Annotated in this window: 20 protein-coding genes; 10 read left to right on the top strand and 10 right to left on the bottom strand. The window is 53.5% G+C overall.

Features of this window, described 5'->3' with window-relative positions:
- Nucleotides 1-27: 27 nt before the first annotated feature.
- Genes dnaG through rpsU form a run of 3 tightly spaced genes read right to left on the bottom strand, consistent with a single transcriptional unit; the run spans nucleotide 28 to nucleotide 4,259 of the window.
- A complete protein-coding gene (gene dnaG, locus TDIS_RS01700; protein ID WP_068668619.1) occupies nucleotides 28-1,776 on the bottom strand; it encodes a DNA primase in 1,749 nt (582 codons plus the stop codon).
- On the bottom strand, nucleotides 1,773-4,055 hold the full coding sequence (locus tag TDIS_RS01695) for an endonuclease MutS2 (RefSeq protein ID WP_068668617.1): 2,283 nt from the start codon (nucleotides 4,053-4,055) through the stop codon (nucleotides 1,773-1,775). Before TDIS_RS01695 ends, dnaG begins: the two co-directional genes overlap by 4 nt.
- Nucleotides 4,056-4,259, bottom strand: a complete 204-nt coding sequence (gene rpsU, locus TDIS_RS01690) for a 30S ribosomal protein S21 (RefSeq protein ID WP_068668615.1) — start codon at nucleotides 4,257-4,259, stop codon at nucleotides 4,056-4,058.
- Nucleotides 4,260-4,390: 131 nt separating this feature from the next.
- On the opposite strand from rpsU, the gene TDIS_RS01685 reads away from it, so the two are divergent.
- Nucleotides 4,391-5,305, top strand: a complete 915-nt coding sequence (locus TDIS_RS01685) for a transposase (RefSeq protein ID WP_068668613.1) — start codon at nucleotides 4,391-4,393, stop codon at nucleotides 5,303-5,305.
- Here the strand turns inward: TDIS_RS01685 and TDIS_RS01680 are convergent.
- On the bottom strand, nucleotides 5,263-5,673 hold the full coding sequence (locus tag TDIS_RS01680; protein ID WP_068668610.1) for an acyl-CoA thioesterase: 411 nt from the start codon (nucleotides 5,671-5,673) through the stop codon (nucleotides 5,263-5,265). The genes TDIS_RS01685 and TDIS_RS01680 overlap by 43 nt on opposite strands.
- Before the next feature lie 110 nt (nucleotides 5,674-5,783).
- Between TDIS_RS01680 and TDIS_RS01675 the strand changes: the two genes are divergently transcribed.
- The 5 genes from TDIS_RS01675 to TDIS_RS01655 are packed head-to-tail and all read left to right on the top strand — an operon-like array spanning nucleotide 5,784 to nucleotide 10,732.
- The gene (locus TDIS_RS01675) at nucleotides 5,784-7,334 is read left to right on the top strand and encodes a glutamate synthase-related protein (RefSeq protein WP_068668608.1); all 1,551 of its coding nucleotides are present in this window, start codon (nucleotides 5,784-5,786) and stop codon (nucleotides 7,332-7,334) included.
- A 3-nt stretch (nucleotides 7,335-7,337) separates the two neighbouring features.
- A complete protein-coding gene (locus TDIS_RS01670; protein WP_068668606.1) occupies nucleotides 7,338-8,513 on the top strand; it encodes a class II glutamine amidotransferase in 1,176 nt (391 codons plus the stop codon).
- Nucleotides 8,514-8,531: 18 nt separating this feature from the next.
- Complete coding sequence (locus TDIS_RS01665; RefSeq protein WP_068668603.1) at nucleotides 8,532-9,275, top strand: GltB/FmdC/FwdC-like GXGXG domain-containing protein; 744 nt, start codon at nucleotides 8,532-8,534, stop codon at nucleotides 9,273-9,275.
- Nucleotides 9,276-9,278: 3 nt separating this feature from the next.
- Nucleotides 9,279-10,325, top strand: a complete 1,047-nt coding sequence (purM, locus tag TDIS_RS01660; protein ID WP_068668601.1) for a phosphoribosylformylglycinamidine cyclo-ligase — start codon at nucleotides 9,279-9,281, stop codon at nucleotides 10,323-10,325.
- Nucleotides 10,322-10,732, top strand: coding sequence for a 2-thiouracil desulfurase family protein (locus TDIS_RS01655; protein ID WP_068668597.1), 411 nt, complete (start codon nucleotides 10,322-10,324; stop codon nucleotides 10,730-10,732). The genes purM and TDIS_RS01655 overlap by 4 nt, the downstream gene beginning before the upstream one ends.
- 10 nt (nucleotides 10,733-10,742) lie before the next feature.
- Here the strand turns inward: TDIS_RS01655 and TDIS_RS01650 are convergent, their stop codons facing one another.
- The 6 genes from TDIS_RS01650 to TDIS_RS01625 all read right to left on the bottom strand — a co-directional run bounded on the left by TDIS_RS01650 (nucleotide 10,743) and on the right by TDIS_RS01625 (nucleotide 18,073).
- Nucleotides 10,743-12,221 carry a menaquinone biosynthesis decarboxylase gene (locus tag TDIS_RS01650; RefSeq protein WP_068668822.1) on the bottom strand — a complete coding sequence of 493 codons (1,479 nt, stop codon included), beginning with the start codon at nucleotides 12,219-12,221 and terminating at the stop codon, nucleotides 10,743-10,745.
- The gene (purF, locus tag TDIS_RS01645) at nucleotides 12,221-13,597 is read right to left on the bottom strand and encodes an amidophosphoribosyltransferase (protein ID WP_068668596.1); all 1,377 of its coding nucleotides are present in this window, start codon (nucleotides 13,595-13,597) and stop codon (nucleotides 12,221-12,223) included. Before purF ends, TDIS_RS01650 begins: the two co-directional genes overlap by 1 nt.
- A gap of 139 nt (nucleotides 13,598-13,736) precedes the next feature.
- On the bottom strand, nucleotides 13,737-15,128 hold the full coding sequence (locus TDIS_RS01640; RefSeq protein WP_244147456.1) for a TldD/PmbA family protein: 1,392 nt from the start codon (nucleotides 15,126-15,128) through the stop codon (nucleotides 13,737-13,739).
- Nucleotides 15,125-16,114 (bottom strand): carbohydrate kinase family protein, encoded by a 990-nt coding sequence (locus tag TDIS_RS01635; RefSeq protein WP_153303717.1) that lies wholly within the window; start codon nucleotides 16,112-16,114, stop codon nucleotides 15,125-15,127. Before TDIS_RS01635 ends, TDIS_RS01640 begins: the two co-directional genes overlap by 4 nt.
- A 3-nt stretch (nucleotides 16,115-16,117) precedes the next feature.
- On the bottom strand, nucleotides 16,118-16,438 hold the full coding sequence (locus TDIS_RS10970) for a CZB domain-containing protein (RefSeq protein WP_153303716.1): 321 nt from the start codon (nucleotides 16,436-16,438) through the stop codon (nucleotides 16,118-16,120).
- A 189-nt stretch (nucleotides 16,439-16,627) separates the two neighbouring features.
- The gene (locus TDIS_RS01625) at nucleotides 16,628-18,073 is read right to left on the bottom strand and encodes a DUF342 domain-containing protein (protein WP_068668592.1); all 1,446 of its coding nucleotides are present in this window, start codon (nucleotides 18,071-18,073) and stop codon (nucleotides 16,628-16,630) included.
- 142 nt (nucleotides 18,074-18,215) lie between these two features.
- Here TDIS_RS01625 and TDIS_RS01620 point away from each other — a divergent pair, with 142 nt between their 5' ends.
- From TDIS_RS01620 to TDIS_RS01605, 4 genes are read left to right on the top strand one after another with little or no spacing between them, the layout of a single operon-like run.
- Nucleotides 18,216-20,762, top strand: a complete 2,547-nt coding sequence (locus tag TDIS_RS01620; protein ID WP_068668591.1) for a cation-translocating P-type ATPase — start codon at nucleotides 18,216-18,218, stop codon at nucleotides 20,760-20,762.
- 34 nt (nucleotides 20,763-20,796) lie between these two features.
- Nucleotides 20,797-21,285, top strand: coding sequence for a YfcE family phosphodiesterase (locus tag TDIS_RS01615; RefSeq protein ID WP_068668590.1), 489 nt, complete (start codon nucleotides 20,797-20,799; stop codon nucleotides 21,283-21,285).
- Nucleotides 21,285-23,249, top strand: coding sequence for a hydantoinase/oxoprolinase family protein (locus tag TDIS_RS01610; protein WP_068668588.1), 1,965 nt, complete (start codon nucleotides 21,285-21,287; stop codon nucleotides 23,247-23,249). Before TDIS_RS01615 ends, TDIS_RS01610 begins: the two co-directional genes overlap by 1 nt.
- A 47-nt stretch (nucleotides 23,250-23,296) precedes the next feature.
- Complete coding sequence (locus TDIS_RS01605; RefSeq protein ID WP_068668586.1) at nucleotides 23,297-24,727, top strand: RtcB family protein; 1,431 nt, start codon at nucleotides 23,297-23,299, stop codon at nucleotides 24,725-24,727.
- The last annotated feature ends 47 nt before the right edge of the window (nucleotides 24,728-24,774 follow it).

Raw genomic sequence — 24,774 nt, 5'->3', positions numbered from 1 at the left:
AGTCTTTCTTTTTCTAAGGCTTCGATCTCATTTTTGGATCGATTTATACTCCCCCTCCCCGCGGCATTTTAAAAGATTTTGAAGGCAAAGGTTTCGATATTCTTGGAGAAGCCTTAGAAGGCTTTCTTTTTGCCCCGAACTCTCTGCTTCCCGGATAGCAGAAAGAATATCCGTTTTCTCCTGATTAAACCTTTCTCGAAGCAAACGACTTTTGATCTGAGCCCACACCTCTTCCGGAGGCTCATCCGGTGGAGGCGAGAAAAGGAGTTCACTAAATAGGGCTTGAAGATCTACATCTGAAAAGGATAAGGTCTCCAACGGAAGATTATCTTCAAGGGCTTTCATGATGTTCTCGAATAAGGCTCTAAAAGCCGGGGTCTTCAGAAACTCTTCAGCTCGAAGAGCCCGTAGTTCAGCCGCGAAGGAGGGAAAGTGAACCAAAAACTGAAGGAGGGCCCGCTCAAAGGGCGTACCGGTTGAAGAAGTGCCCTTTGGAGAAGAGGTTTCCCTTCGGGATTCGGAAAGAAGAAGAGGCACCGGAAGCCCCAATCTTTCGGCCGAAAGCCGAAAATACTCGTAGCGGACTACCGGATCCGGAATGCCCGAGAGGATCTCCCTTAATTCCTTTACCACCGCACTTTTACCTTGAGGGGAGGTTCCATATTCCCGCAAAAGGTATTCCAAAAGGAAAGGAAGGGCTTCCTTGGCCCGTTCAACCTCCCTAAAAAAGGCTTCCGGGCCAAAATTTCTAACCAAACTGTCGGGATCTTCTCCGGAGGGGAGAAAAACCACCTTAGGAAAGAGGTTTTCCTGGAAAAAGAGCCCCAGAGCCTTTACGGCCGCCCTTTCACCGGCAGGATCTGCGTCAAAAACTAGATACCAGTTCCGGGAAAGACGCCGCAGGAGCTTTACATGCTCACGCGTCAAGGCTGTTCCACAAGAGGCCACCACATTACGTATACCCCGATCCCAAAGGGTAAGGAGATCAAAGTAGCCCTCCACTAGGAACCCGCTATCTTTTTGCCGGATGTAAGTGCGGGACTCATAAAACCCGTAAAGGATTCGACTTTTGTGATAAACGGGGGTTTCTGGAGAGTTAAGATACTTGGGTTCACCCTCAGCCAGGATCCGGCCACCGAAGGCCACCACCCTTCCAGACACATCCCGAATGGGGAAAATGAGCCTTCCCCTAAAACGGTCGTAAAAAGAACCGTCCTCCCGATGAATGACCACCCCGGCCTCCTCGGCCAGAGGAAGCTCTACCCCCGAGAGTCTCAAGTGCGAGGCCAAGATTCCCCCTCCCTCGGGGGCGTATCCTAAAAGAAATGTCTTGGCCGTTTCTCCCGAAAGACCGCGTTCTTTTAAATAAGCCCTGGCCCTTTCGGCTTCAGGCGAAGTCTCCAGAAAATGTCGGAAGAAACGGGCCGCCTTCTCATTTATTCGATAGAGGGTTTTCCGCTTCTCGTCGATTTCTGAATCATAAGGGGTTTCTTCTATAGGAATATTGAAACGTCTAGCAAGCTCTCTTACGGCTTCCACAAAGGAGAGTCCGGTAATCCGCATGTAAAAACCAATGACATCTCCACCGGCCCCACATCCGAAACATCGAAAGATCTGTTTTTCTTCGTTTACCGTAAAGGAGGGCTTACTTTCAGAATGGAAGGGACAAAGCCCTACATAGTTGCGGCCAACCTTCTTTAGGGCTACGTACTCGGAAATGAAATCTACGATGTTTACCGTTTCCTTTATGCGAAAGACGGCCTCGTTAAGGCTCACGCGGCCTCCCTTTTGGGCGCAAGGGTAACAATAGTTACCCCTTCCCCGCCCTCAAAAGGGGCCCCAGACCGAATGGCTTCCACGGCCTCGTGGTCCTTGAGATAGGACCTAACGGCCCGTTGAAGCCTTCCGGTCCCCAGTCCGTGTATAATACGAACCTCCTTTTTGCCCGCTAAAATTGCCCGATTGATATGCCGTTCGACGAGAGACAAGGCCTCTTCCACGCGCAGACCAAGAAGATGGAGGGCCTCTGGAACCTCTGTTTCGGCCGAAACCGAAATCTGAACTCGAGGTTTTGATGGCGCATCCGCAAGGACTTTAATACCTTTTTTGGAAACCGCAACCCTGAAAGATCCTACTCGGACCTCGACCTCGTCGCCCAGATCCCGAAGGACCTCCCCCTCACATCTGAATTCCCGCAAATACACCTTCTGTCCCGGATAGACCTCTTTCGGGGCCTCCTCTCTAGCTTCTAAAATATCAAGGGTCTTCTTTTTGAGCTCGGAAATCTCATTCTCAACCGCTTTCCGTCCACGACGCACAAGCTCTGCGGACAGCTCCCGAAAACGCGCCTCAAGCTCTAGTAAACGCCGCTCTACTTCTTTCCTCAGAAGTTCCCTTTCTTGGTTAAAACGTTCTTCCAAGACTTTCTTTTCTCTAAGAAGGGCTTCTCTTTCAGAGGCCAGGCTCTCCCGTTCCTTCTCTAGCGCCTCTTCCTTCTCTCGTAGGCGCCTCTCAAGATCCTTGAGGGCCTTCAGAAAAGCCTCCGTCCCATCTTTGCCGGAAATGTAACCCTCCGCCCGGCGAATGATTTCCTCGGGCAGGAACCTTTTGGCGAGCCCTAGCCCGTGGGAGGACGCTAAGGTCCCATACAAGAGTTTATAGGTAGGAATCCCCCTAGACTCGTCGAAATGCATGGAGGCCGGAACAGCCCTTTCCCGGGTCAAGGCCAAGCGTTTTATTTCGGGATAATGGGTAGTAGCGATCACCAAAGCCCCGGAGTCCTCCAAGGCCTCAAGAACCGCCACCGCCAAGGCTGCGCCTTCCCGGGGATCGGTTCCTCGTCCGGGCTCATCGAGCAAAACCAAGGTGTCTTTACCAGCGGTCTCAAGAATATCTCGCAAGGCCTTGAGATGGGCGGAAAAGGAGCTTTCGTGCGCAATCAGGGTCTGATCATCCCCTAAATCGGCAAGCACTTTCCGAAAAACAGGAATCTCCGAGCCCTCCGCCGCCGGGATAGGAAAACCGGCCTGGGCCATAAGTACGCACAAACCAAGCGTCTTAAGGGCTACCGTCTTTCCCCCGAAATTGGGACCGCTGATTATAAGAAGAGGCTTTTCAGGAGAAATCTTAAAATCGTTCGTAACCGGGGCCTCACCTCTTAAATAAAATAAAGGATGGGCCGCGGAAGAAAGCTTAAGCCTCCCCGTAGTTTTGAGTACGGGAAAGTTCCCATGGTACTGACGGGCAAGAGCCAGGACCGCAAGTCCGATATCCACCTCCGCCAAGGCCTCTTCCAGGTCCAAGAGCCTTTCCGCAAAGACCGCTACTAGGCTCGAAAGTCGTTTGAGTATCTCCCGTTTTATTCGCTCTTCTTCGATCCGAGCCGCTTCAAGCTCGTTTGAAAGAGGAACGGCCTCCGAAGGCTCGATAAACACGGTAGCCCCGGTCTGAGAGACGTCGTGAAGGATCCCCGGTACCCGATTCTTATATTCTGAGCGCACCGGAAGAACCAGACGCCCCTTACGCTGAAAAATATGTTCTTCACGAAGAACGCCCTCCCTGGCATATCGCCTGAGGAGCCGCTCCATGACCTCATGAAGTCTTTCGAAAAAACTCCGAAGTTTTTTCCTTACCGCCTGCAACTCTGGTGAAGCCGAATCCGCAAGGTCCCGTCCAGAAGGATCTAGTGAGGCCGAAAGTTCATAATAAATAGGCTTCAGGGGCGCCAGATCCGGAAAGTAGGAAAGCTCCTCAGGTTCCCGGGCCGCCTCAAGGTGCTTCTTTATAAGATGAAGCTCCTCCGGGGCGAGAATGGCTCCCTTCCGGGCCTTATGTACCACAGGAGCAAGTCTTCCAAGCCTCGGAAGTCTTGAAAGGCCAGTCCTTTCAGAAAAGAGCTTTAGTTCCTGAAGACGGCTCTGACGAAGACGGGCTTCCTCAAAAGAAAAAGCCGGAGAGAGCCTTTCTACCTTTTCCTCTCCGGCTTCGGTAGAAACCTTTTTTTTAAGAAAATCGAGAAAATCCGGCCACTCTAATTTTTGGAGGCTTTCCGGCATCTATTCATATTGTCTCATCTTTTTAAGCTTCTTTAAGAGTCGCTTTCTAGCGGCCATGAGCTTTTTACGCCGGCGCACCCCCGGTTTTTCGTAAAATTCGCGCTTTTTGACCTCTGAAAGGATCTTGTCCCGCTCGACTTGTTTCTTAAAACGCTTTAGAGCCTGCTCAAAAGGTTCGTCCTCCCGCACAATTACTCCAGGCAACGGCTACCCCTCCTTCCTCTTTAGGATTTTCGGCATATTAACACCCTTAAAAACTCTGTCAACGGCAAATAGAGGGTGTTCGAAAAAACTAGATATTGACGTTGGGGGAGCCTAGAATTAACTCCCCCAACATGAGAAGAAGCAAACTGCGTCTCAAGACCATTTTCAAAATAACCCGAGCCATAATAAATGAAAAGCCCCTGGCCTTTCGAGGTCGCCCAAAAACTTATTCCGATGCCTTCATTATCTCTATCTTCCTCTACCAAACCCTAAAAAATCTATCCTACCGAGAAGCACTAGAAGAGGCCTTCGATATATTGGGACGAAGACCCGCCCTTTCTACCTACCACTACCGAGTCTCAAAATTCCCTAAACAATCCCTGAAAATCCTTCTCCAAGAATTGGCCCGAAAACTTCTAGCAAAAGAACACCACCTCTTTTCCTTTATCTCTGATGGCACCGGTTTTAGTTATCATGACCTCTATCCTTTAAAATTCTTAAGAGGCTCAGAAATCAGAAAAGTAAAAGCCCATATAAGAGTGGTCCCCATAATCGGAGTAACTTCATCCGGAAAAAGAATCGTCATTACCGCTGAAACCGGAGGTCCCTATGCCAGCGAGGTAAAACTTCTCCTGGAAGCTCTGACAGAGATTGATCCGGTCACTTTTAAAGCCGAATGTCTTATAGCAGATAAATGCTATGACAGTCTCAAGGTCATGGAAAAACTTGTAGAGCTTGGATTAAAACCGGCCATAAAAGTAAAAGAAACCTTCAGGCAGAAGGTAAAACATCCTCTGCGGAAAGATTCCAGAATTTTCTGGGAGAAATGGGGCCGAAATAGATATCTGATTGAAAGTTTGTTTGGTACGGTAAAACTGAAAATAGGCTCGCATTTTAGGGTAAGAAAGGAAGAAATAGCCCAGAAGAGAGGACTGGCCGCTTTTGTGCTCTATAATATGTACCTCCTGGCTACCTTCCTCTATATCTCGTTGCTCCTTAAAAACTATTTTCGAACACTCTCACGGCAAATAGAAAGAAGTTTCTGATAAAGGGTCTGAGAAAAACGAGTAAGACGTCCCTCTCGAGTTACGGGAACATGCACAGTGTATCCTTGGACGAGAAGCTTCTCCTCGCGCCTTATCTCATAATTAAAGCGTATCCGGTGAGGCTTTACTTCAGAAAGGACCGTGCGGATGGTAAGAAGATCGTCATACCGAGCCGGGGCCTTGTAGCGCACATGCGCCTCTACTACCGGGAGAATCAGGCCTTCCCCCTCTTCAATCTCCCGATATGTTATCCCCTGAACACGCAAAAGTTCTGTGCGGCCGATCTCAAAGAGACGAAGATAGTTCCCGTAGTACATAACTCCCCCGGTATCGGTATCCCCGTAGATGACCCGATATTTCACCTCCATAACAGGAAGAAATTTAGCTCCGAAACCCTATTTTGCAAACTCCAGCCCCTTGAATACATTTAAAAATTACATTAAAGTGGCTTCTTACCGGACGGAAAGGAGGTCTTTAGGTGGGCGAGAAAAAGACCACAAAGAAAAAGAAGGTTCCTCAATGGGCTAGTTTCTTCCCCGACTTCATCATTGAACGTGATCCCGAAAAATGCATCAATTGTCGCATCTGTGTAAAGGAATGTTCGTACGGGGCCCATATTTGGAATGCCAAGAAGAAGGAACTTTCCGAGGATCACACCAAGTGCGTGGGATGTCACCGGTGTGAGGCCATGTGCCCTACACGGGCCATTGTTATTCGGCGTAATCCTTCGGAGTTCCGGGAACACGCCGTATGGACACCTTGGTTCATTAAGAATGTCTACAAACAGGCCGATCAGGGTGGTGTTCTTCTTACCTCTACCGGATGTGCCGTCCCCTTCCGTAATTACTTTGATCATCTTGTGCTTGATGCCTGCCAGGTGACCAATCCGCCCATCGACCCTCTGCGGGAACCCATGGAGCTTCGGACCTATTTGGGGCCGAAGCCGGATGCCCTGGAGGTAGAAATCAAAGACGGCCGTTTCCGGCTCAAAGAGCCCCTTCCCCGGCAGATCAAACTCGAAGTGCCCATCATGTTTGCAGCCATGAGCTACGGGGCCATAAGTCTTCACGTGCATCAGGGGCTAGCTCGGGCGGCCCGTGACCTTGGAACCTTATACAATACTGGTGAGGGTGGTCTTCACGCTTCCCTTTACGAATACGGCTCCAACACTATCGTGCAGTGTGCCTCCGGGCGCTTTGGGCTTCACGTAGACTATCTAAACGCCGGAGTAGCCATCGAGATCAAGATCGGGCAGGGAGCCAAGCCCGGGATCGGTGGTCACCTTCCCGGCGAGAAGGTCACGGAGGAGATCTCAAAGACCCGCATGATTCCGGTAGGGGCGGACGCCATTTCCCCGGCCCCGCACCATGACATCTATTCCATTGAGGACCTGCGGGGCCTCATCTTCGCTCTCAAGGAGGCCACGGAGTACAAGAAGCTAGTCTTCGTGAAAATCGCAGCCGTACACAACGTGGCGGCCATCGCCTCCGGCATCGTTCGGGCCGGAGCGGACGTGGTGGTTATAGACGGTCTCAAGGGTGGCACCGGAGCCGCACCCACCATGTTCCGGGATTACATCGGTATCCCCATAGAATTAGCGGTGGCGGCCGTGGATCAAAGACTGCGAGAGGAAGGTATCCGCAACCGGGCCTCGCTAGTGGCCTCCGGTGGCATTCGTTCCAGTGCGGACGTGATCAAGCTTATCGCCCTGGGGGCCGATGCCGTCTACATCGGAACGCCGGCCCTCATCGCCTGTGGTTGCACCATGTGCCAGCACTGTTTCACCGGCAAGTGTCCCTGGGGAATTGCCACCAACAATCCCGAGCTCATAAAGCGCTTGCCCCCAGAGGTGGCCTATGAAAAGATCTACAATCTCGTGCATGGCTGGGCCCACGAGATGAAGGAAATGCTCGGAGCTATGGGACTCAATTCCATAGAGAGTCTCCGAGCCAATCGGGACAAACTTCGAGCCGTAGGGCTTACCGAGACCGAGATGAAGATCCTCGGGGTAAAACACGCGGGGGAATAGCCTATGGAGTTTTTAAGAGGATTAAGCAAAGACATTTCGGGTTGTGGACTTTCGGGGGTCATCCACCGCAAGGGAGAGCTCATCCCGGGAGAAATCATCATCAAGTCCATCTGCTGCCAGGAAGAACGTGGAAACGGCCTCGGGGCCGGATTTGCGGCCTACGGCATCTATCCCGACCTTGCCGATTACTACGCCCTGCACGTGATGGCCGACCATCGTAAGGCCCTGGAGGACGTAGAGGAGTTACTAGCCCACCGCACCTACATCACCCACGAGGAACCTATCCCCACCCGCAGGACACCGGGAATAGAAGATCCCCCGCTTTTCAAGCGCTACTTTGTGAAACCCAAGTACGAGGGTGAGGCTCGAGAGCTCTGTGCGGACACGGAGGACGAGGACGACTACATGGTCTCCCTGGTCATGGAGATCAATACCAAGATTGACGGAGCCTATGTGATTTCCTCCGGGAAAAACATGGGGGCCTTCAAGGGGGTAGGTTTTCCCCACCAGATTGCGGAATTCTTCCGGATTGAGGAATATAAGGCCTACATCTGGACCGCGCACAATCGTTTCCCCACCAACACCCCTGGCTGGTGGGGTGGAGCTCACCCCTTTACCATTCTCGACTGGTCCATCGTGCATAACGGCGAGATCTCGAGTTACGGCACAAACCGCCGGTATCTTGAGATGTTCGGCTACCACTGCACGCTGCTTACAGACACGGAGGTAGTAGCCTATCTACTTGACCTTCTCATCCGACGGCACCGGTTGCCCGTGGAGGTGGCCTGTCTAGCGCTGGCTCCGCCCTTCTGGGAAGAAATCGACCGTATGCCCGAAGAAGAACGGGAGCTCTGCACGGCTGTGCGGGCGGTTTACGGAGGGGCCATGCTCAACGGTCCCTTTGCCATTCTTTTCGCCTATAACGGCGGTCTGGTAGGCCTCAACGATCGAGTAAAGCTCCGGCCGCTGGTAGCTGCGGAGAAGGGCGACCTGGTTTATATGGCCAGCGAAGAAGCCGCCATCCGGGCTATCTGTCCAGATCCGGATCGGGTCTGGGCTCCCAAGGCCGGAGAGCCGGTTATCGTAGAGCTTGAGCCCGGGGTCATCCCCAACCAGCGGAGTTACCTGCGGGGACAGGGAAAAAGGACCGAGGCCTCGGTCTGCCGATATCCGGGATAGAGTTTCGAGGAGGAAAACATGGCCACCGAGATTGACGCTAAAGACATCCACTATCGGGATCTCAATCGGCTTCTTCGAGCTAAAATCGAGGAGGGAGAGAGGGAATTCCTCCTTAGGAACATAAACGGTCAGCGGTACATCGCGGCGGGCGTTTCCGAAAAGGTGCGCCTTGAGATCTATGGCACGCCGGGGCTCGATCTCGGGGCCTTCATGCGGGGACCAGAGATCATCGTGCACGGCAACACCCAGGACGGTACCGGGAACACCATGGACGAGGGCAAGATCGTGGTCCACGGCATGGCCGGTGACGTGCTGGGCTACGCCATGCGCGGGGGCAAGATCCACGTCTATTCGGACGTGGGCTACCGGGTGGGCATCCACATGAAGGCCTATATGGACAAGGTCCCAGTAATCGTCATCGGTGGCAAGGCCGGAGACTTTCTCGGCGAATACATGGCCGGAGGTATCATCATCCTCCTGGGGATGTTTTCGCGTTATCCGGAAAGACCTATCGCCGGCATCTATCTCGGCACAGGGATGCATGGTGGGACCATCTATGTGCGGGGCCAGGTTTCGGAAACGCAACTTGGTCTGGGCCTAAAACCCCACAAGCTTACCGAGGAGGACGAAGCCCTGTTGAGGAAACATCTTTCTGAATACTGCGAAGACTTCAATCTCGATCTCGAAGAGATAATGAAAGAACCTTTCATTAAGATTGAGCCTTACACCCACAGGCCTTACGGAAAGCTCTACGCTTATTAAGCCATGTCGAAAAGTTCACGTTACGCCGAAGCCGGGGTGGACATTGACAAGGCTAACCGTCTGGTTGAAGAAGTCAAGCGCCTGGTGAAAAGCACTCCCCGGCAGGGAGTTCTTACGGACATCGGGGGTTTTTCCGGTCTTTTTGCCCTGGATCTCAACCATTTCCAGGAGCCGGTGCTCTGTGCCACTACCGATGGGGTAGGCACCAAGATCAAACTGGCCGTGCTTTACGGAAAACACCGGGACATCGGTATTGATCTCGTAGCCATGTGCGTAAACGACCTCATCGTCTGCGGGGCCAAACCCCTGTTTTTCCTGGACTATCTGGCCTTCGGCAAACTTGAGGAAAAGATCTATCTCGAGCTCTTAGAGGGTATCGCCGAGGGCTGCCGTGAGGGCCACTGTGCCCTTCTCGGAGGAGAAACTGCGGAGATGCCGGGTATGTATCCTCCCGGAGAATATGACTGCGCCGGTTTTGCGGTAGGCGTAGTAGATAGGAACCGTATCATTGACGGCTCCGAGGTCTCGGTGGGAGATGTGATTTTAGGCTTGGCCTCAAATGGATTGCACTCAAACGGGTTTTCCCTGGTCCGAAAGATCGTCCTTGAGGAGCTCAAGCTCGATCTTTCGGTAGAGGTTCCGGAGTTCGGCCTCCCTCTAGGAGAGGAGCTCCTCAAACCTACAAGGATTTATGTCAATACGGTTCTAAACCTCCTCCATCGGGGCACTCGGATCAAAGCTATGGCCCATATCACGGGCGGAGGTTTTTACGACAACCTTTCCCGAGTGCTGCCCCGAGGGGTAAGGGCGGTAATCGAAAAATCGGCCTGGGAGGTACCGCCCGTTTTCCACTTCCTCAAGGAAAAGGGGCGCATCTCCGAGGAAGAGATGTATCGGGTCTTCAACTGCGGAATCGGGTTCGTGCTGGTGGTTCCGCCCAAAGCCGTGGAAGAGGTGGAGACCGTCTGTCGGGGGCTCGGGGATACGGTCTACCGGATTGGGGTTATCGAGGCCTCCTCCGGGGATTCCCCTCAGGTAGTCCTAGTGTGAGAGAACCGGTCCTGATCTCGGCCTGTCTCCTGGGACTCGCCACCCGCTACGACGGAGAGATCCTCTCTGAGCCCGTAGTGACTATCTTAAAGGAACGGTATCTCCTTATTCCGGCCTGTCCCGAACAGTTAGGAGGCCTTTCCACCCCGAGACCAGCGGCTGAGATCCTTGAAGGAGACGGCTTGGCCGTTCTTTCCGGCAAGGCCCGGGTAGTAAACCGACAGGGCGAAGAAGTCACCGAAGCCTTTGTGCGAGGGGCCCGAGAAGTCCTAAAGATTTGCCAGACACTCGGAATAAGACGGGCTTTTCTTAAAGCCCGGAGTCCCTCCTGCGGCCTCTCGCCCAAGCTCGGCGTCACCGCCGCCCTTCTCCTTTCCAAAGGGCTTGAGGTTTACGAACTGGGGTAGAAATTAATCTTTAAAGGTCTCGCTTAGTCCTTTCCAGAAACTTTTCCACCCCAAGTTTGGACCAGAGCTTGTCAATGCGGGCTTTGACCTCCGGAGTCATTTCTATGACCTCCGGCCAGTCGCGGCCGAAGCCCTCCTCCGGCCACTTGCGAGTGGCGTCGATGGCCATCTTACTGCCGTAGAAGGGGTAGGGGGAGGCGTGATCCAGGGCATCTACCGGCCCCTGCACGAAAAAGATATCCCGGGCCGGGTCCACATTGTTCCCGAGCCGCCAAAGACACTCCGAAAGATCTTGCACGTTCACCTCTTTGTCAAAGATCACTATGATCTTGGTAAACATCATCTGCCCGAGGCCCCAGAGGGCACAGGCCACCTTCCGGGCATGTCCGGGATAGCGTTTGTCAATGGAAACGAAGGCCAGGTTGTGAAACACCCCCTCGATGGGGAGATTCATGTCCACGATCTCGGGAAGGGTCTTTTTTATAAGGGGCAAAAACAGCCTTTCGGTGGCCTTGGCCATGTAGCAGTCTTCCTGCGGGGGGCGTCCCACGATGGTGGCGGGATAGATGGCGTCCTTCCGCATGGTCATGCAGGTTATATGGAAGACGGGATAGTAATCCGGAAGGGAATAGTAGCCGGTGTGGTCTCCGAAGGGACCTTCGAGCCGCCTCTCCCCGGGCTCCACATAGCCCTCAAGCACGATCTGACTTTCGGCCGGAACCTCAAGCGGTACGGTGATACATTTGACCAGCTCAACCGGTTTGCCTCGCAAAAATCCGGCAAAGACGAACTCGTCTACGTCCTCGGGAAGGGGCGCAGTGGCGGCGTAGGTCACCGCCGGATCCGGCCCGATGGCCACCGCCACCGGAAGCCTTTGCCCCAAGCGCTCGGCCACCCGGAAGTGATGGGCCCCGCCCTTGTGGGTGTGCCAGTGCATTCCGGTGGTGTTTTTGTCAAAGACCTGCATGCGATACATTCCGGCGTTTCTCACCCCGGTTTCCGGGTGTTTGGTGATCACCACCGGAAGGGTGATGAAGGGCCCGCCGTCCTTCGGCCAGCACTTGAGCACCGGAAGCCTCAAAAGATCCACTTCGTCGCCCTTTAGAATGATCTCCTGGCAGGGCGCTTTGCTCACCATCTTCGGAAACATATTGGCCAGGCGTTTCAGCTTCGGGACCAGTTTCAGTTTTTTGAAGAGCGAATCCGGGGCCTCCACCTGAAGGAAATCCGAGATCTCTCGGCCCAGGGCTTCGAGATCCGAGACCCCCAGGGCCAGGCTCATGCGGCGCATGCTTCCGAAGGCGTTGGTAAGGACCGGCAGGTCGTAGCCCTTCACCCTTTCAAAGAGAAGGGCCGGCCCCCCGCGCTTTACCACCCGGTCCGTAATCTCCGTGATCTCAAGGTCGGGAGAAACCGGTTCCTTTATGCGTAAAAGCTCACCCTCGGCAGAAAGCCTTTCTACGAATTCCTGAAGATTACGGTACGCTATCATTCGCCTTTCTCCAGAATGTCTTTTCTAAATCCCCTTTCCACCGGGACCGGATACTCCCCGGTAAAACAGGCTAGACAGAACTTGTCACCTTCCCCGCCGGCGGCCGAGATCAGGCCCTCAAGGCTCAGGTAATAGAGCCCGTCGAGTTCAAGATACCGTCGAATCTCCTCCACCGAGTGTTTGGCCGCGATGAGCTCTCCGGGAGTGGGGAAATCTATGCCGTAAAAGCAGGGATGGCGAATGGGGGGACAACTTATGAGCATATAGATCTCATGGGCCCCGGCCTCCCGGATGGCCTTAACCCTGGTGCGGCTGGTGGTTCCCCGAACCAGAGAATCGTCCACCACCGCCACCTTTTTCCCACGCAGGATCTCCTTTACCGGGTTCAGCTTTACCCTTACCGAAAAATCCCGCATCCCGGCTGAGGGCTGAATGAAGGTACGCCCCACATAGTGGTTCCGAATAACCCCCATCTCAAAGGGAAGCCCGGTGGCCTGGGCGTAACCGATGGCCGCGTAGTTTCCGGAGTCGGGAAAGGGCATTACGAAGTCTACTTCTAAAGGATTTTCGCGGGCCAGCCCCTCCCCCAAATGTTTGCGAAAGGCATAAACATTTTCGCCGAAGATGTAACTGTCCGGCCGGGCAAAATAAATGAACTCAAAGATGCAGTGGGCTCGGCGGGCACTTTCCATCCCTTTGTAAGAAGAAAGGCCATTTTCGTCTATCACCAGGATTTCCCCGGGCTCAATGTCCCGAAGATATTGGGCCTGGATAAGATCCAGGGCACAAGTCTCGGAGGCCACCACGTAGCCCCCGTTAACCATCCCGAGACAAAGGGGACGGAAGCCATAAGGATCCCGGAAGGCGATGAGCTTGTCCGGAAGCAGAAGGATCACGGAGTAGGCCCCGCGGATGATTCCCATGGCCTCCCGGATGGCCTCCACGATCCCCTTGCGGGAGGCCTTGGCCAGCAAATGCACAATAACCTCGCTGTCCATGGTGGTCTGAAAGATTGAGCCCTGGGACTCGAGTTCCCGCCGGATCTCGTAGGCGTTTACCAGGTTTCCGTTATGGGCAAGCGCAAGCGTGCAACCCCCATGGGTTACACAGAAGGGCTGGGCGTTTTTAACGGTTGTGGAGCCGGTGGTGGAGTAGCGCACATGGCCCACAGCGATGTGTCCAGGAAGCCGGCTGAGGATCTCTTCATTGAAGACATCCGGCACCAGTCCCAGAGCCCGGTACTCCCGGACCTCCCGCCCATCCGAGACCGCCATCCCGGCGCTTTCCTGTCCCCGGTGCTGAAGGGCATAAAGCCCGAAATAAGTAAGTTTGGCCGCCTCCTTGTGCCCGAAAACTCCGAAGATTCCGCACATCTGTTCGTCTCCTTTTGCACTTTATCCCGCCGGATTATTTTACCAGTAAAGTTACAGCGTCAAATCTCCAGAGACAGGAAGTCAACTAAAATACTTTAGTGAATTCAACACAATATCGCTATACACCCAGCTTTGGGCTTTACCTCACCTCGCCGCCGACGATGAGTTCGGGGATGCGGAGAGTGGGTTGAGCGTCGGAGACCGGGACGCCCTGGCCGTCCTTGCCGCAGGTGCCGATACCGAATCCGAGGTCATTTCCCACCATGTCGATAATCCTGAGGACCTCGGGGCCATTCCCCACAAGGGTGGCTCCCCTTATGGGCTCTCCCACCTCGCCGTCTTCGATTAGATAGCCCTCTGTAACCTCAAAGACGAAGTCCCCGGTTACGGGGTTGACTTCACCTCCGCCCATCTTTTTCACCAGAAGTCCACGGGAGACGCTACGGATGATTTCCCCAGGATCGTGGGGGCCAGGGGCGATGTAGGTGTTGGCCATCCGAGGAATGGGACGGTGGCGGTAAGATTCCCGGCGCCCATGACCGTTTGGCTTTTTTCCGAATTTTAAGGCCGTAGCCCGATCGTAAAGGAAGTTCTTGAGCACACCATTTTCGATGAGAACCACCCTTTCCGCCGGAACCCCCTCGTCGTCAAAAAGATAGGAACCGCGTTTTCCCGGAAGGGTGGGGTCGTCGATCACGGTGATAAGGGGAGAGGCCACCTTCTCTCCCAGGCGGCCGGCATAGACCGAAAACCCTTCCTCGGCATGATCGGCCTCAAGTCCATGGCCCACGGCCTCGTGAATCATGGTCCCCCCGGCGGAAGAAGAAAGCACCACCGGCATGCGCCCCCCCGGGGCCCTGCGAGCTGAAAGCATGAGAAGGGCCCTTTCAGCCGCCCGCCGGGCCACCTCCTCCGGCGGATCCTCCTCAAAAAGCTCAAGTCCAACCGTGCCACCCACGGGTTCATAGCCCTGCTGAAGCAGGCCATCCCTTTCGGCTACTACTTGTACCGCAAAGAGGGTGTAGAGCCGGCTCTCCTCAACCATTCGGCCTTCGGAAGCAAGCATGACAAGTTCCTTAAAGCTCTCCTGATAGACCACCCGCACCTGCCTTATCTCCGGGGATTTTCTGCGGGCCACCTCTGCCGCCTGTTTTACAAACTCTATCTTACGGGAAAGCCTTACTTCCTCAGGATCAACCTTTACGGAGAGCTGACTGGCAACTGGCTTATTGAGCTCGAGCGCCCTTGCGCTTTCTCGACCACCGAGCCTTCTTGCCAGAGCCAGCAGGGTCTCTCCGGAAAAATCGTTTGAGAAGGCGTAGTTGGTATGGAAATCCTCCTCGATGCGGCGAAGGCCGACACCGGCGTCCTCGCCAGTAGAAAGTTGCTCTATCTTCTCGCCCTCAAGAACGATTCGGAGGTCCCGTGAACGTTCAAAATAGAGATCCGCAAAAAGGGCCCCTTCGGAGAGGGCCGAAAGAACGGTCTCAACACCGGCAGGAAGTATTAACTTCTTTTCTCTTACGATCAAAGGCCCTCCTTAAGTTCTCTCACCCAGTTTAAAAACTCCTCCCTTTCGGGACAACCCCGGCGGCCATAGTCGGAAAGGCTGGTAGCGGCCACCTTAAGGCCAAGCTTTAAGGCCCTCTTCGGGGACAATCCCAGGGCCAAGCCCGCAAGCACTCCGGCGTCGAAGAAATCTCCGGCCCCAGTGTTGTCAATCAACCGGGAGGGCGTCTCCGCCGGGAGGGAAAGCTCTTTTCTGGGAAGGACAAGCCTTGCCCCCCGGGCACCCATTTTTACGAAAAGGACCTCAATTCCGGTCTCAAAAAGCTCATCTTGGGACAATGCAAGCACAGCTAGCTCCCTTTCAGTTATGAAGAGGTGGGTCACCCTTTGTAATATTGGAAGCAAGGCCTCTCGCCCCCTTGCGGCGTAGATCTCACCAGGATCAAGGCTCACCGGCCCGGAAGTCCGGAGGACAAGCCTCTTGTGAAAGGCAAAACCCTCATCGGTGACGAGCGAGCTCAAGTGTAGCCATTCCCCCTCGGTCACCGAGGGATCGAAATCCGCAAGGGTCTTTTCGGCGGTTCCGGGTGAGACGAAGATGAAACGGTCCCGCTTTTCATCAAGGACGATGAGGGCTAGTCCGGTAGTCCCGGAGACCAGGGCCCTTGAAAGCTCCACCCCTTCGGCCGAAAGCTCGGAAAGAACTCTTTCGCCCTCCTCGTCCTGTCCGGCGGCCCCGATAAAGGCGGTCTCAAAACCGAAACGAGCGAGGGCGTAGATGGTGTTGGCCGCCGAACCGCCACCAGAGGCCCCCAGAAAGCGTCCCCGAGCCTCGAGATAGTCTCTCAGGGCGTAAAAGGTCTTCCGGTCACCGGAGGCCTCGCTCCCCGGCCGGAATTTTATCCCTCCGAATTCGAGTTCGGTCAGATCCGGGACCTCATAGAAAAGATCCAGGTTCAGGGCCCCGGAGCCTACAAACTTCATATGTCCGGGAACAGCGATCCCCAAAGGCTATCTCTCAGCTTCCAGTTTCTCAAGATGGTTAGAAAGATCTGTCAAAAGATCCACTAGCTCATTTAATAAAGGAAATAATCTTTGCTTAAGTCTTTTTTTGACATCCTCGCAATCCACCTGGCCGGACTTGAGATCCTCCGACAATTTTCGAAACTCCGAGTGTAGTTTTTCGTGAATCCGAGCAATTTCTTCTATCAGTCTCTTTGAAGTCTCATCCGGAGGGGTAAAGTCCAAAATAAATTGACCGATCGAACATTTAGTATGATCCAGCTCCAACATATGGGAAAAATCATTGCACTTTAAGGCCTCCTTAATCATTATCGTCTTCCACCTCAAATATTCCATAAGGAGTAAATCTAAACAGACACTATCTATATTCCCCGAAATACTTTTTTCTAAGGACGTGTCAGAAACATCTTTTCCAAAAATTCGATTAAATTCTTTTACAGCCTTATTCAGGCTCTCTCGGAGTCTTTTAAGTTCTAATGAAGGTTTTTCTTTCAAATGTTACCCCCTGAATACTATTTTCTTGCCTTGTAAACAAAATATACCCGGACCATGCTCCTTTTTTAAAAGCATAGAGTATTTGCCTATACCTACGATTACATTGGGATAGGCCTTTACGGTAATTTGTAAAATGGCATATTCTCCCTTGTCTATATGCTCTTCGAGACTTTTTATTTTTTCCTTGATATCGGCCATTTCGATGATCTTTTTCTTTAAAAAGGCGTGCAACTGTTTGAGCATTTCCTTTTTCTCTGGACTAAGTTTGCCAGCCTTGGCCAACCTTATCCCTTTAACCAAAAGATCCTTCAGTTTATCAGTGGCTTCATCTAGTTTAGAAAACTCCTTCTCAAGCCTTTCTACTTCTTCAGCCACTTCGTAACTATAACCTACTTTTATCAAAGTCCTTACGAAAGCTGAACTTCCGACCACGCTTACGGTGGCCGAGCCCTCGGTATAAATCTCTCCGCCAATGATCCCCTTTTCTCCGATAACAGAAAGCATCCCCCCCACAATAGCCCGGACCTGGAGCAGGTAGCCGGTAACGTTTAGATTGCCTTTTACCTTCAGGGTAGCGTATTCTACAATGTTTAGGATCGCCTCCCGGCCGGCAAAAATTTCAATGCGTTCGCCCTTGATAATCCCGAAAATAAATAAGGCTCCTTCGGCTCTGATCGCGGCTCCATCCTCTATATCCCCTTTAATCTCCAGATCCCCTTGAGATTCCACTTTAAAACCTCTCTTCACCGAGCCATTGATTGTCAGTTTCTTCCCGTGAAAGTATATGTTTCCGGTATTCCAGTCCACATCTCCTTCCAAGGTGTAAACCGAATACAGACGGAGACGACGCTCCTTTAGTTCTAGAAAACCTCCCTCCCGAGCTACAATTAGTCCTTCTTTGATTTCGTATTTCAGCCCCGGCCCCAAAATCAAGTCTGCCCGAACCTTCTCCTGTTCAAGCTCTCTAAGTTCCTTTTCTATAGCTTCTATATCTTTATCTTCCGCTCGGGATTCGATCTTGATATGCACCTTTTTCCCGGGTTTGGGAGGCACAGGTTCTCCCCAAACCGTAAGCCCGGGGATACCAGGTGAAGGCGGCAAGACCCTGGCCACCGGAGTCCCAGCTGGCACAGAAACCAAGGCGTTTACCTCTCGCCAATCTACGCGGTGGGGAGAAATCTCTCGGGGACCCTGGGAAAAATCTACCAAAAACTCTATCCTCCCATCCTCCCCGTCCTGAGGCGGTTTTCCTCGGGCCACTATCAGACGACCTTCTTCGAGGATCGGAGGATCCAAAAGGTTTTGTAAGCCCAAAGACTCCAATTGTTCTTTTAGACGAGAAAAATCTTTAAAGGTTGTCCCTGGAGGAACCTCTATCCAGGCCTCCATTCCATCAGGAGAAGTCTTAAGCTGGTATCCGCCTTCAAGCTCTAAAACCGTTTGTCCCATAAAGGACCGACTCCCAAACAAAGCTCCTAAAATAAGTTAACACCAAAATTCCAAAATAAGATAATACTAAAATTTTATATTTTAAGTCTAGTTTTAAAATAAGTGCAACGTCTCTTAAAATTTGGTAAAAGTTTCTACTGAAATGAAGAATGCCCATCAATACTCCGCTGAAGAAATCGCTCTTTCCCTAAAGACAGATCCCGTAAAAGGGCTCTCAGAAAAAGAGGCCCTTTTGCGGAAAGAACGCTACGGTCCCAATCGTTTACCCACTCAACCCGGGAGGAATCCTCTAAAGATCTTCCTCGCTCAATTTCGATCGCTCTTTATTTACGCCCTCATAGTGGCAGGGTTTATCTCTTTTTTCATAGGAGAACCCGTGGATGCGGCCGTGATTCTTGCTGTGGTGGTCATAAATGCCATGATCGGCTTCTTCCAGGAGTACAAGGCCGAACGAACCCTAGAGAGCCTTAAAGATTTATTGAGTCCCAAAGCGATAGTAATTCGTGAGGGCCGAAGCCGAATAATCTCGGCTGAAGACATTGTGCCAGGTGATCTCCTGCTTCTTAGTACCGGGATAAAGATCCCGGCGGATGCCCGGCTAGTTGAGACTCGCGGACTCTCCGTGGATGAGGCCGTGCTCACGGGAGAAAGCCTTCCGGTTGAAAAGTCTCCGGAAGTCCTCCCTGAAGAAGTCCCTCTAGCTGAAAGGAAAAATTTAGTCTTCTCCGGAACCCTGGTGGTAGCTGGTGAGGGCCGGGCCTTGGTAGTGGCCACCGGGGCTGAGACCGAGTTCGGAAAGATTGCCCGTATGATGGGCGAAATTCGTCTCCCGAAAACCCCCCTGGCGGAAAAACTCGAAGGGTTCACCCGCTGGGTAACGGTGGCCATCGTATTCCTGGCCGGCCTGACTTTTGCCGTGGGATATTTTCGGAAGTTTTCGCTAGAAGAATCCTTCATGGCTGCGGTGGCCCTGGCAGTATCAGCCATCCCGGAAGGGCTTCCCGTCATCCTCACCGTCGCTCTAGCCATGGGCGTAAAACGCATGGCCGAAAAGAAGGCCATTATTCGGTATCTTCCGGCGGTTGAGACCCTCGGAAGCACTACCGTGATCTTCACCGACAAGACCGGAACCCTTACCCAGAACCGCCTGGAGCCCGAAATCCTGGTGGACTCCAGAGGAGAAAGCACAAAGCCCGAAACCGCTTACCTCAGGAAAGAACTTAAGCCTCTCCTTGAAGCCGTGGCCCTTACCCTTGAAGAAGGCCACCCTCTGGACGAGGCCCTAAAGAAGATCCTTCCGCCTCGGGAGACCAAGGCCTCCGACCACCGGATCCTCGAGAAGCTACCTTTCGATTCCTCTCGGAAATATTCGGCCCTTCTGATAGAAAAAAGGGGGCGGAAGTTCATCATCCTCAAGGGGGCTCCAGAAATAGTCTTCGCCCTGTGCAAGGAAAAAGGTACCCTTGAAAGGAAACTTCAGAAACTCGCCGCTTCGGGGCTAAGATTAATAGCCCTGGCTCAAAAAGAAACCTCTCGCCTAAATATTTCGGAGGCCCTTTCGGAGGGGAATTTAACTCCCCTCGGGCTGGTAGGGTTCCGAGACCCTCCCCGCCCCGAGGCCGAGATCGCGGTAAAAACCTGTCTTTCCGCCGGAATCAGGGTCAAGATGGTCACCGGGGATCATCCCCTCACCGCCGAGGCTATAGGTCATCGCGTTGGCTTTTCCGGAAGGGCGGTCACCGGAAGGAAAATCGAAAAGCTTGACCCCGGAGAACTTTACATCCTACTTGAACACACGGACATCGTAGCGCGGGCTACCCCGGAAACCAAACTCCGGCTGATCGAGGCTTTCAAGAAACAAGATGAGATCGTAGCCATGACTGGGGATGGGGTGAACGACGCCCCGGCGCTGAAGTCTGCCCATATCGGAGTGGCTATGGGGAGCGGAACAGAGGTGGCCAAGGAGGCCGCAGATATGGTCCTTCTGGACGACAACTTCGTCACCTTGGTAGCAGCCGTGGAAGAAGGACGTACGGTCTTTGACAACCTCAAGAAGACCCTGCTCTTCGTCTTCCCCACCAACGGCGGGGAGTGTCTGCTCCTGCTCGCGGCCCTTTTCCTGGCCACGGTCCTTCCCGTACTTCCCCTTCACATCCTTTGGATCAATCTGGTGACCACCGTAGCCCTTGCAGTGACCCTGGCTTTTGAACCTGCGGAAGAGGACGTCATGGCCCGTCCGCCCAGGCCTCCGAAGGCCCCCCTTCTGGACGGCTATCTCATTTTCCAAATCCTTCTGGTCTCGGTGATCATGGCCAGTGTCACCTGGGCGGGTTTTGAATTCTGGAAGGCTCGTCATGGAGTAGAGGAAGCTAGGTGCCTGGCGGTAAACCTCATCGTCTTCATGGAGGCCCTCTATCTCCTAAACACCCGTTTTCTCAAAAAGGCCCCTCTCAATCCTGTCAAACTCCTTTCTGGCAACTCGGCCCTCCTCCCCGGACTGGCTGCCATAGTTCTCTTCCAGGCCCTTTTCACCTATCTTCCCGTCCTGAATCGGATCTTCAAAGTAGCCCCTCTCCCTCTCAAAGCCTGGGGCTTGGTGGGCATCGGAAGCCTACTCCTCTTCGTCTTGGTTGAGATTGAAAAATGGTTTCTTTCCCAAAGAAACTTGACGGAAAAGGGCTTCCGGTAAATATTCGAAAAGACCCGTAACAAGGAGGTCATCTATGAAGTTCGCCATCGTGAGCGACAGCCATGATCATATTCCCCATCTTCGCACAGCTATCGGCAAGGCCCGCGAGGCCGGAGCGAAAATACTCTTCCACTGCGGGGACCTGATCTCGCCTTTTATGATTCCGGTGCTAGCGGAATTCCCGGGCTCGGTTCACCTTATTTTAGGGAACAACCGAGGAGACCCTCATCTTCTTGAAAAACAGGTGGCCCGTTTCGAAAATGTCCACTTTCATGGCGAATTCGCCTTTCTTGAGGTTGCAGGGCTCGCCATCGCCATGGTGCACTATCCAGACCTGGCCCGCGGTTTTGCAGCCACAGGAGATTACGATCTCGTCCTTTGCGGACATACCCATGTCTACAAGGTCCTTAAACACGGCCGAGCCACACTCATAAACCCCGGAGAGCTCCTAGGCAAGGAAGGCCCCCCTACTTTGGCCCTCTATGACACCGAGACCGGAGAAGTGGAAAAGGTAACCCTCTAATGCGGGTGGCGGTTGACACCGGAGGAACCTTTACGGACTTTGTAGCGGAGGCCGAAGGCCGCCTCTTAACGCACAAAGTGCCCTCCACACCAGGAGATCCCTCCCAGGCCATACTTTCGGGTATCAAAGACCTCGAAAGCCAAGCCGGCAAAAAGGTTAAAGAAGTATTCCACGGGACCACCGTAGGCACCAACGCTTTTCTTACTCGCCGGGGAGCGAAGGTGGTTCTCCTTACCACCAGGGGATTCGAGGATGTGATCTTTATTGGACGCCAGAACCGACCGGAACTCTACAACTTCATGGTAGAAAAACCCCGGCCAGTAGTGGCTAAAAGTCGAATTCTTGGGGTAAACGAACGGGTACTGGCCGATGGCACGGTAGAAACTCCTCTTACTCAAGAGGAACTCGAGCGGATCCGTAATTGGGTCCGCAAGAAAAATCCCGAGGCCGTAGCGATTTGTCTGCTTCACGCTTACCTCTTCCCGGAACATGAAAGGCAGATCCGGGAAGCTCTTTCCGATCTGGAGCTCCACATTTCCCTATCCTCGGAAGTACGACCTGAGTTCCGAGAGTTCGAGCGTACGACGACCACCCTCCTTAACGCCTATCTGGCCCCGGTGATGGAAAGATATGTGGCCAGGCTCTCGCGCGAACTTCCCGGAAGGCGGATCTTTATTATGCAGTCAAACGGTGGGCTCATGCCAGCGGAGGCGGTGGCCGAGCGGGCGGTCATGACCTTGCTTTCCGGCCCTGCAGGCGGCGTAGCCGGAGCGGTAAAACTAGCCCAAGCCCTTGGTTTCAATCGCATCCTTACCTTTGACATGGGGGGCACCTCCACAGATGTCTCCCTTTGTGACCAAGGCCCCACTTACACCCGGGAATACGAACTTGAGGGACACCCCGTGGCCCTGCCCCTTATAGACATCCATACCATCGGAGCTGGCGGAGGTTCCATCGCTTGGTTTGACCCCGGCGGAGCCTTAAGGGTTGGGCCGCAGAGCGCCGGAGCCGATCCCGGACCGGCGTGTTACGCTCGGGGAGGAACCCGGCCCACTGTTACTGACGCCAACCTGTTTGCCGGACGCCTCCTTCCCCATCGCTTTCTCGCAGGCCGTATGTTGCTAAAACTAGATCTCGCAGAAAGGGCCTTGGTCGAGCTTACGAGAAACCGTGGTCTTACCCCCGAGGCCTTAGCCCTGGCGATATTAGAGATCGTAAACACCAATATGGAAAAGGCCCTACGCAAAGTTTCCCTTGAGAGAGGATACGATCCTCGAGAGTTTGTGCTTACAGCCTTCGGCGGAGCCGGTGGCCTGCACGCGGCTGAGCTTGCCAAAAGGCTTAACATTCCTAGAGTGCTCATTCCCAAACTCTCCGGTGTGCTTTCGGCTCTGGGTATCCTCACCTCCGAACCAAGGTTCGATTTCTCAAAAGGTTTGAGCCTAAAAATTTCTCCGGACTATGAAACTCTAAAGAAAGGTTTTTCAGAACTAAGAGCCCGGGCCGAAAGTGAACTTAGGGCCTTGGGTATAACCAAAGACTTGATTTTTGAAGAAAAGGTGGATTTACGCTATCGAGGCCAGTCTTTTGAAATTACAGTGCCCTTTTCCCCGACCTTTGAAGAAGACTTCCATAGGGAACATGAAAGGCTTTACGGATACCGACTCCCCGACACCCCAATAGAGGCAACCGCTTTAAGACTCACGATCATCCAAAAAAGGCCCCCTTTAGAATGGCCCCTCTTTCAGGGCGGCCAAGAATTAAGAAGCATCGAAACTACCGAACTCTTAGTTTCCCCCCAAAAGCGTCTAAGAACACCGGTTTATCTCTGGGACGAGCTTCCAGTGGAGGCCGAAGTCTCTGGTCCGGCCCTCATCATTGGAGACTATACCACGGTGTATCTTCCGGAGGACTTCCGGGCAGCTTGCGACCGATACGGAAACCTCCACCTTTACCCGGCATGAAAACCAACTTATATTAAAATCGCGGTCCGATCCCCTAAGGGGCAGTCATGGAAATAAAAAAACTTAAAAAAATAAACGATTATGAATGGGAAATCCCTCCCCGAGGGGAAATGAGGGTTCCCGGAAGAGTTTTCGCTAGCCAGGATCTAATCGAAGACATGGACGATAAGGTATATGAGCAAGTCACCAATGTGGCCTGTCTTCCGGGAATCGTTCGCGCCTCCATCGCTATGCCGGATGCCCATTGGGGCTACGGCTTTCCCATCGGAGGAGTAGCGGCCTTTGATCCAGACGAAGGCGGTATCATCTCTGTGGGCGGGGTAGGCTACGACATCTCCTGCGGGGTAAGAACTCTTAGGACCGGCCTCAAACGCGAGGAGGTTCTACCGGTTCTTGAGCGCCTGGTGGACGAACTCTTCGAAACCGTGCCCTCGGGAGTAGGTTCCGAGGGCGAAATCCGACTTTCGCCACAAAAACTGGACGAAGTCTTGGTAGGCGGGGCCCGCTGGGCAGTAGAAAAAGGCTACGGCGAACCCGAAGATCTCGAATACATCGAGGAGAAAGGTTGCCTTCCCGGAGCTGATCCGTCTTGTGTCTCTATGGAGGCCAAGCGCAGGCAACACCGACAGGTAGGGACCTTGGGGTCTGGAAACCATTATCTCGAGATCCAGTATGTGGCCGAGGTTTACGACCGGAAAATAGCGGAGGCCTTTGGCCTTGAGAAGGACGATGTGGTCATCACCATTCATTGTGGCTCTAGGGCCCTAGGGCACCAGATCGCCACCGATTACCTCCAGGTGCTCGCCAAGGCCTCCCGCAAGTACGGGATTCCCATCAAAGAAAAAGAGCTGGTCTGTGCTCCCATCCGTTCCCCGGAGGGAGAAAAATACTTCAAGGCCATGGCCTGCGGGGTGAACTGTGCACTCGCCAACCGGCAGGTCATCACGCACCTCGTGCGAGAAGTCATAAACGCTTTCTTCAAGCACGCCCGGGTCACCCTTCTTTATGACGTGAGCCACAACACCTGCAAGGTGGAGGTCCACGAGATAGACGGCAAACCCCGGAGGCTTTACGTGCACCGGAAGGGGGCCACCCGGGCCTGGGGACCGGGACGAAAGGAACTTCCTGAAGCTTACCGTGAGGTGGGCCAGCCAGTGATCATCGGGGGTTCCATGGGTACGGCCTCCTACATTCTGGCCGGAACGGAGGAGGGAGAGAAAAAGGCCTTCGGTTCGGCCTGCCACGGAGCCGGTCGCACCATGAGCCGTCACCAGGCCTTAAAACGCTTCCGGGGCGAGAGGGTCATCGATGATCTGCGAAAGCGGGGCATCATCGTGCGGGCCAAAAGCAAGCGCGGGGCCGCAGAGGAAGCCCCGGAGGCCTATAAAGATGTTACCCAGGTGATCGAGGCCACCTGCCGGGCCGGCCTTACCCGAAAAGTGGTGAAACTCTTACCCCTCGGGTGTATCAAAGGATAAATCCTTCTTTATAAGGAAGGGCTTTCCCAATTTTGATCCGGCCTGAG

The organism is Thermosulfurimonas dismutans (assembly GCF_001652585.1).
GTDB lineage: Bacteria > Desulfobacterota > Thermodesulfobacteria > Thermodesulfobacteriales > Thermodesulfobacteriaceae > Thermosulfurimonas > Thermosulfurimonas dismutans.
Note: the sequence above shows the minus strand (reverse complement) of the source record. Positions and strands in the feature narration are given on the sequence as shown.

What these genes read in the sequence shown, in the direction of transcription:
- TDIS_RS01685 (WP_068668613.1), top strand. Translation starts at nt 4,391, where the DNA reads ATGAGAAGAAGCAAACTGCGTCTCAAGACCATTTTCAAAATAACCCGA.
- TDIS_RS01680 (WP_068668610.1), bottom strand. Translation starts at nt 5,673, where the DNA reads ATGGAGGTGAAATATCGGGTCATCTACGGGGATACCGATACCGGGGGA.
- TDIS_RS01665 (WP_068668603.1), top strand. Translation starts at nt 8,532, where the DNA reads ATGGCCACCGAGATTGACGCTAAAGACATCCACTATCGGGATCTCAAT.
- TDIS_RS10970 (WP_153303716.1), bottom strand. Translation starts at nt 16,438, where the DNA reads ATGATTAAGGAGGCCTTAAAGTGCAATGATTTTTCCCATATGTTGGAG.
- TDIS_RS01670 (WP_068668606.1), top strand. Translation starts at nt 7,338, where the DNA reads ATGGAGTTTTTAAGAGGATTAAGCAAAGACATTTCGGGTTGTGGACTT.
- TDIS_RS01615 (WP_068668590.1), top strand. Translation starts at nt 20,797, where the DNA reads ATGAAGTTCGCCATCGTGAGCGACAGCCATGATCATATTCCCCATCTT.
- purF (WP_068668596.1), bottom strand. Translation starts at nt 13,597, where the DNA reads ATGTGCGGAATCTTCGGAGTTTTCGGGCACAAGGAGGCGGCCAAACTT.
- TDIS_RS01620 (WP_068668591.1), top strand. Translation starts at nt 18,216, where the DNA reads ATGAAGAATGCCCATCAATACTCCGCTGAAGAAATCGCTCTTTCCCTA.
- TDIS_RS01625 (WP_068668592.1), bottom strand. Translation starts at nt 18,073, where the DNA reads ATGGGACAAACGGTTTTAGAGCTTGAAGGCGGATACCAGCTTAAGACT.
- TDIS_RS01605 (WP_068668586.1), top strand. Translation starts at nt 23,297, where the DNA reads ATGGAAATAAAAAAACTTAAAAAAATAAACGATTATGAATGGGAAATC.
- TDIS_RS01695 (WP_068668617.1), bottom strand. Translation starts at nt 4,055, where the DNA reads ATGCCGGAAAGCCTCCAAAAATTAGAGTGGCCGGATTTTCTCGATTTT.
- TDIS_RS01610 (WP_068668588.1), top strand. Translation starts at nt 21,285, where the DNA reads ATGCGGGTGGCGGTTGACACCGGAGGAACCTTTACGGACTTTGTAGCG.
- purM (WP_068668601.1), top strand. Translation starts at nt 9,279, where the DNA reads ATGTCGAAAAGTTCACGTTACGCCGAAGCCGGGGTGGACATTGACAAG.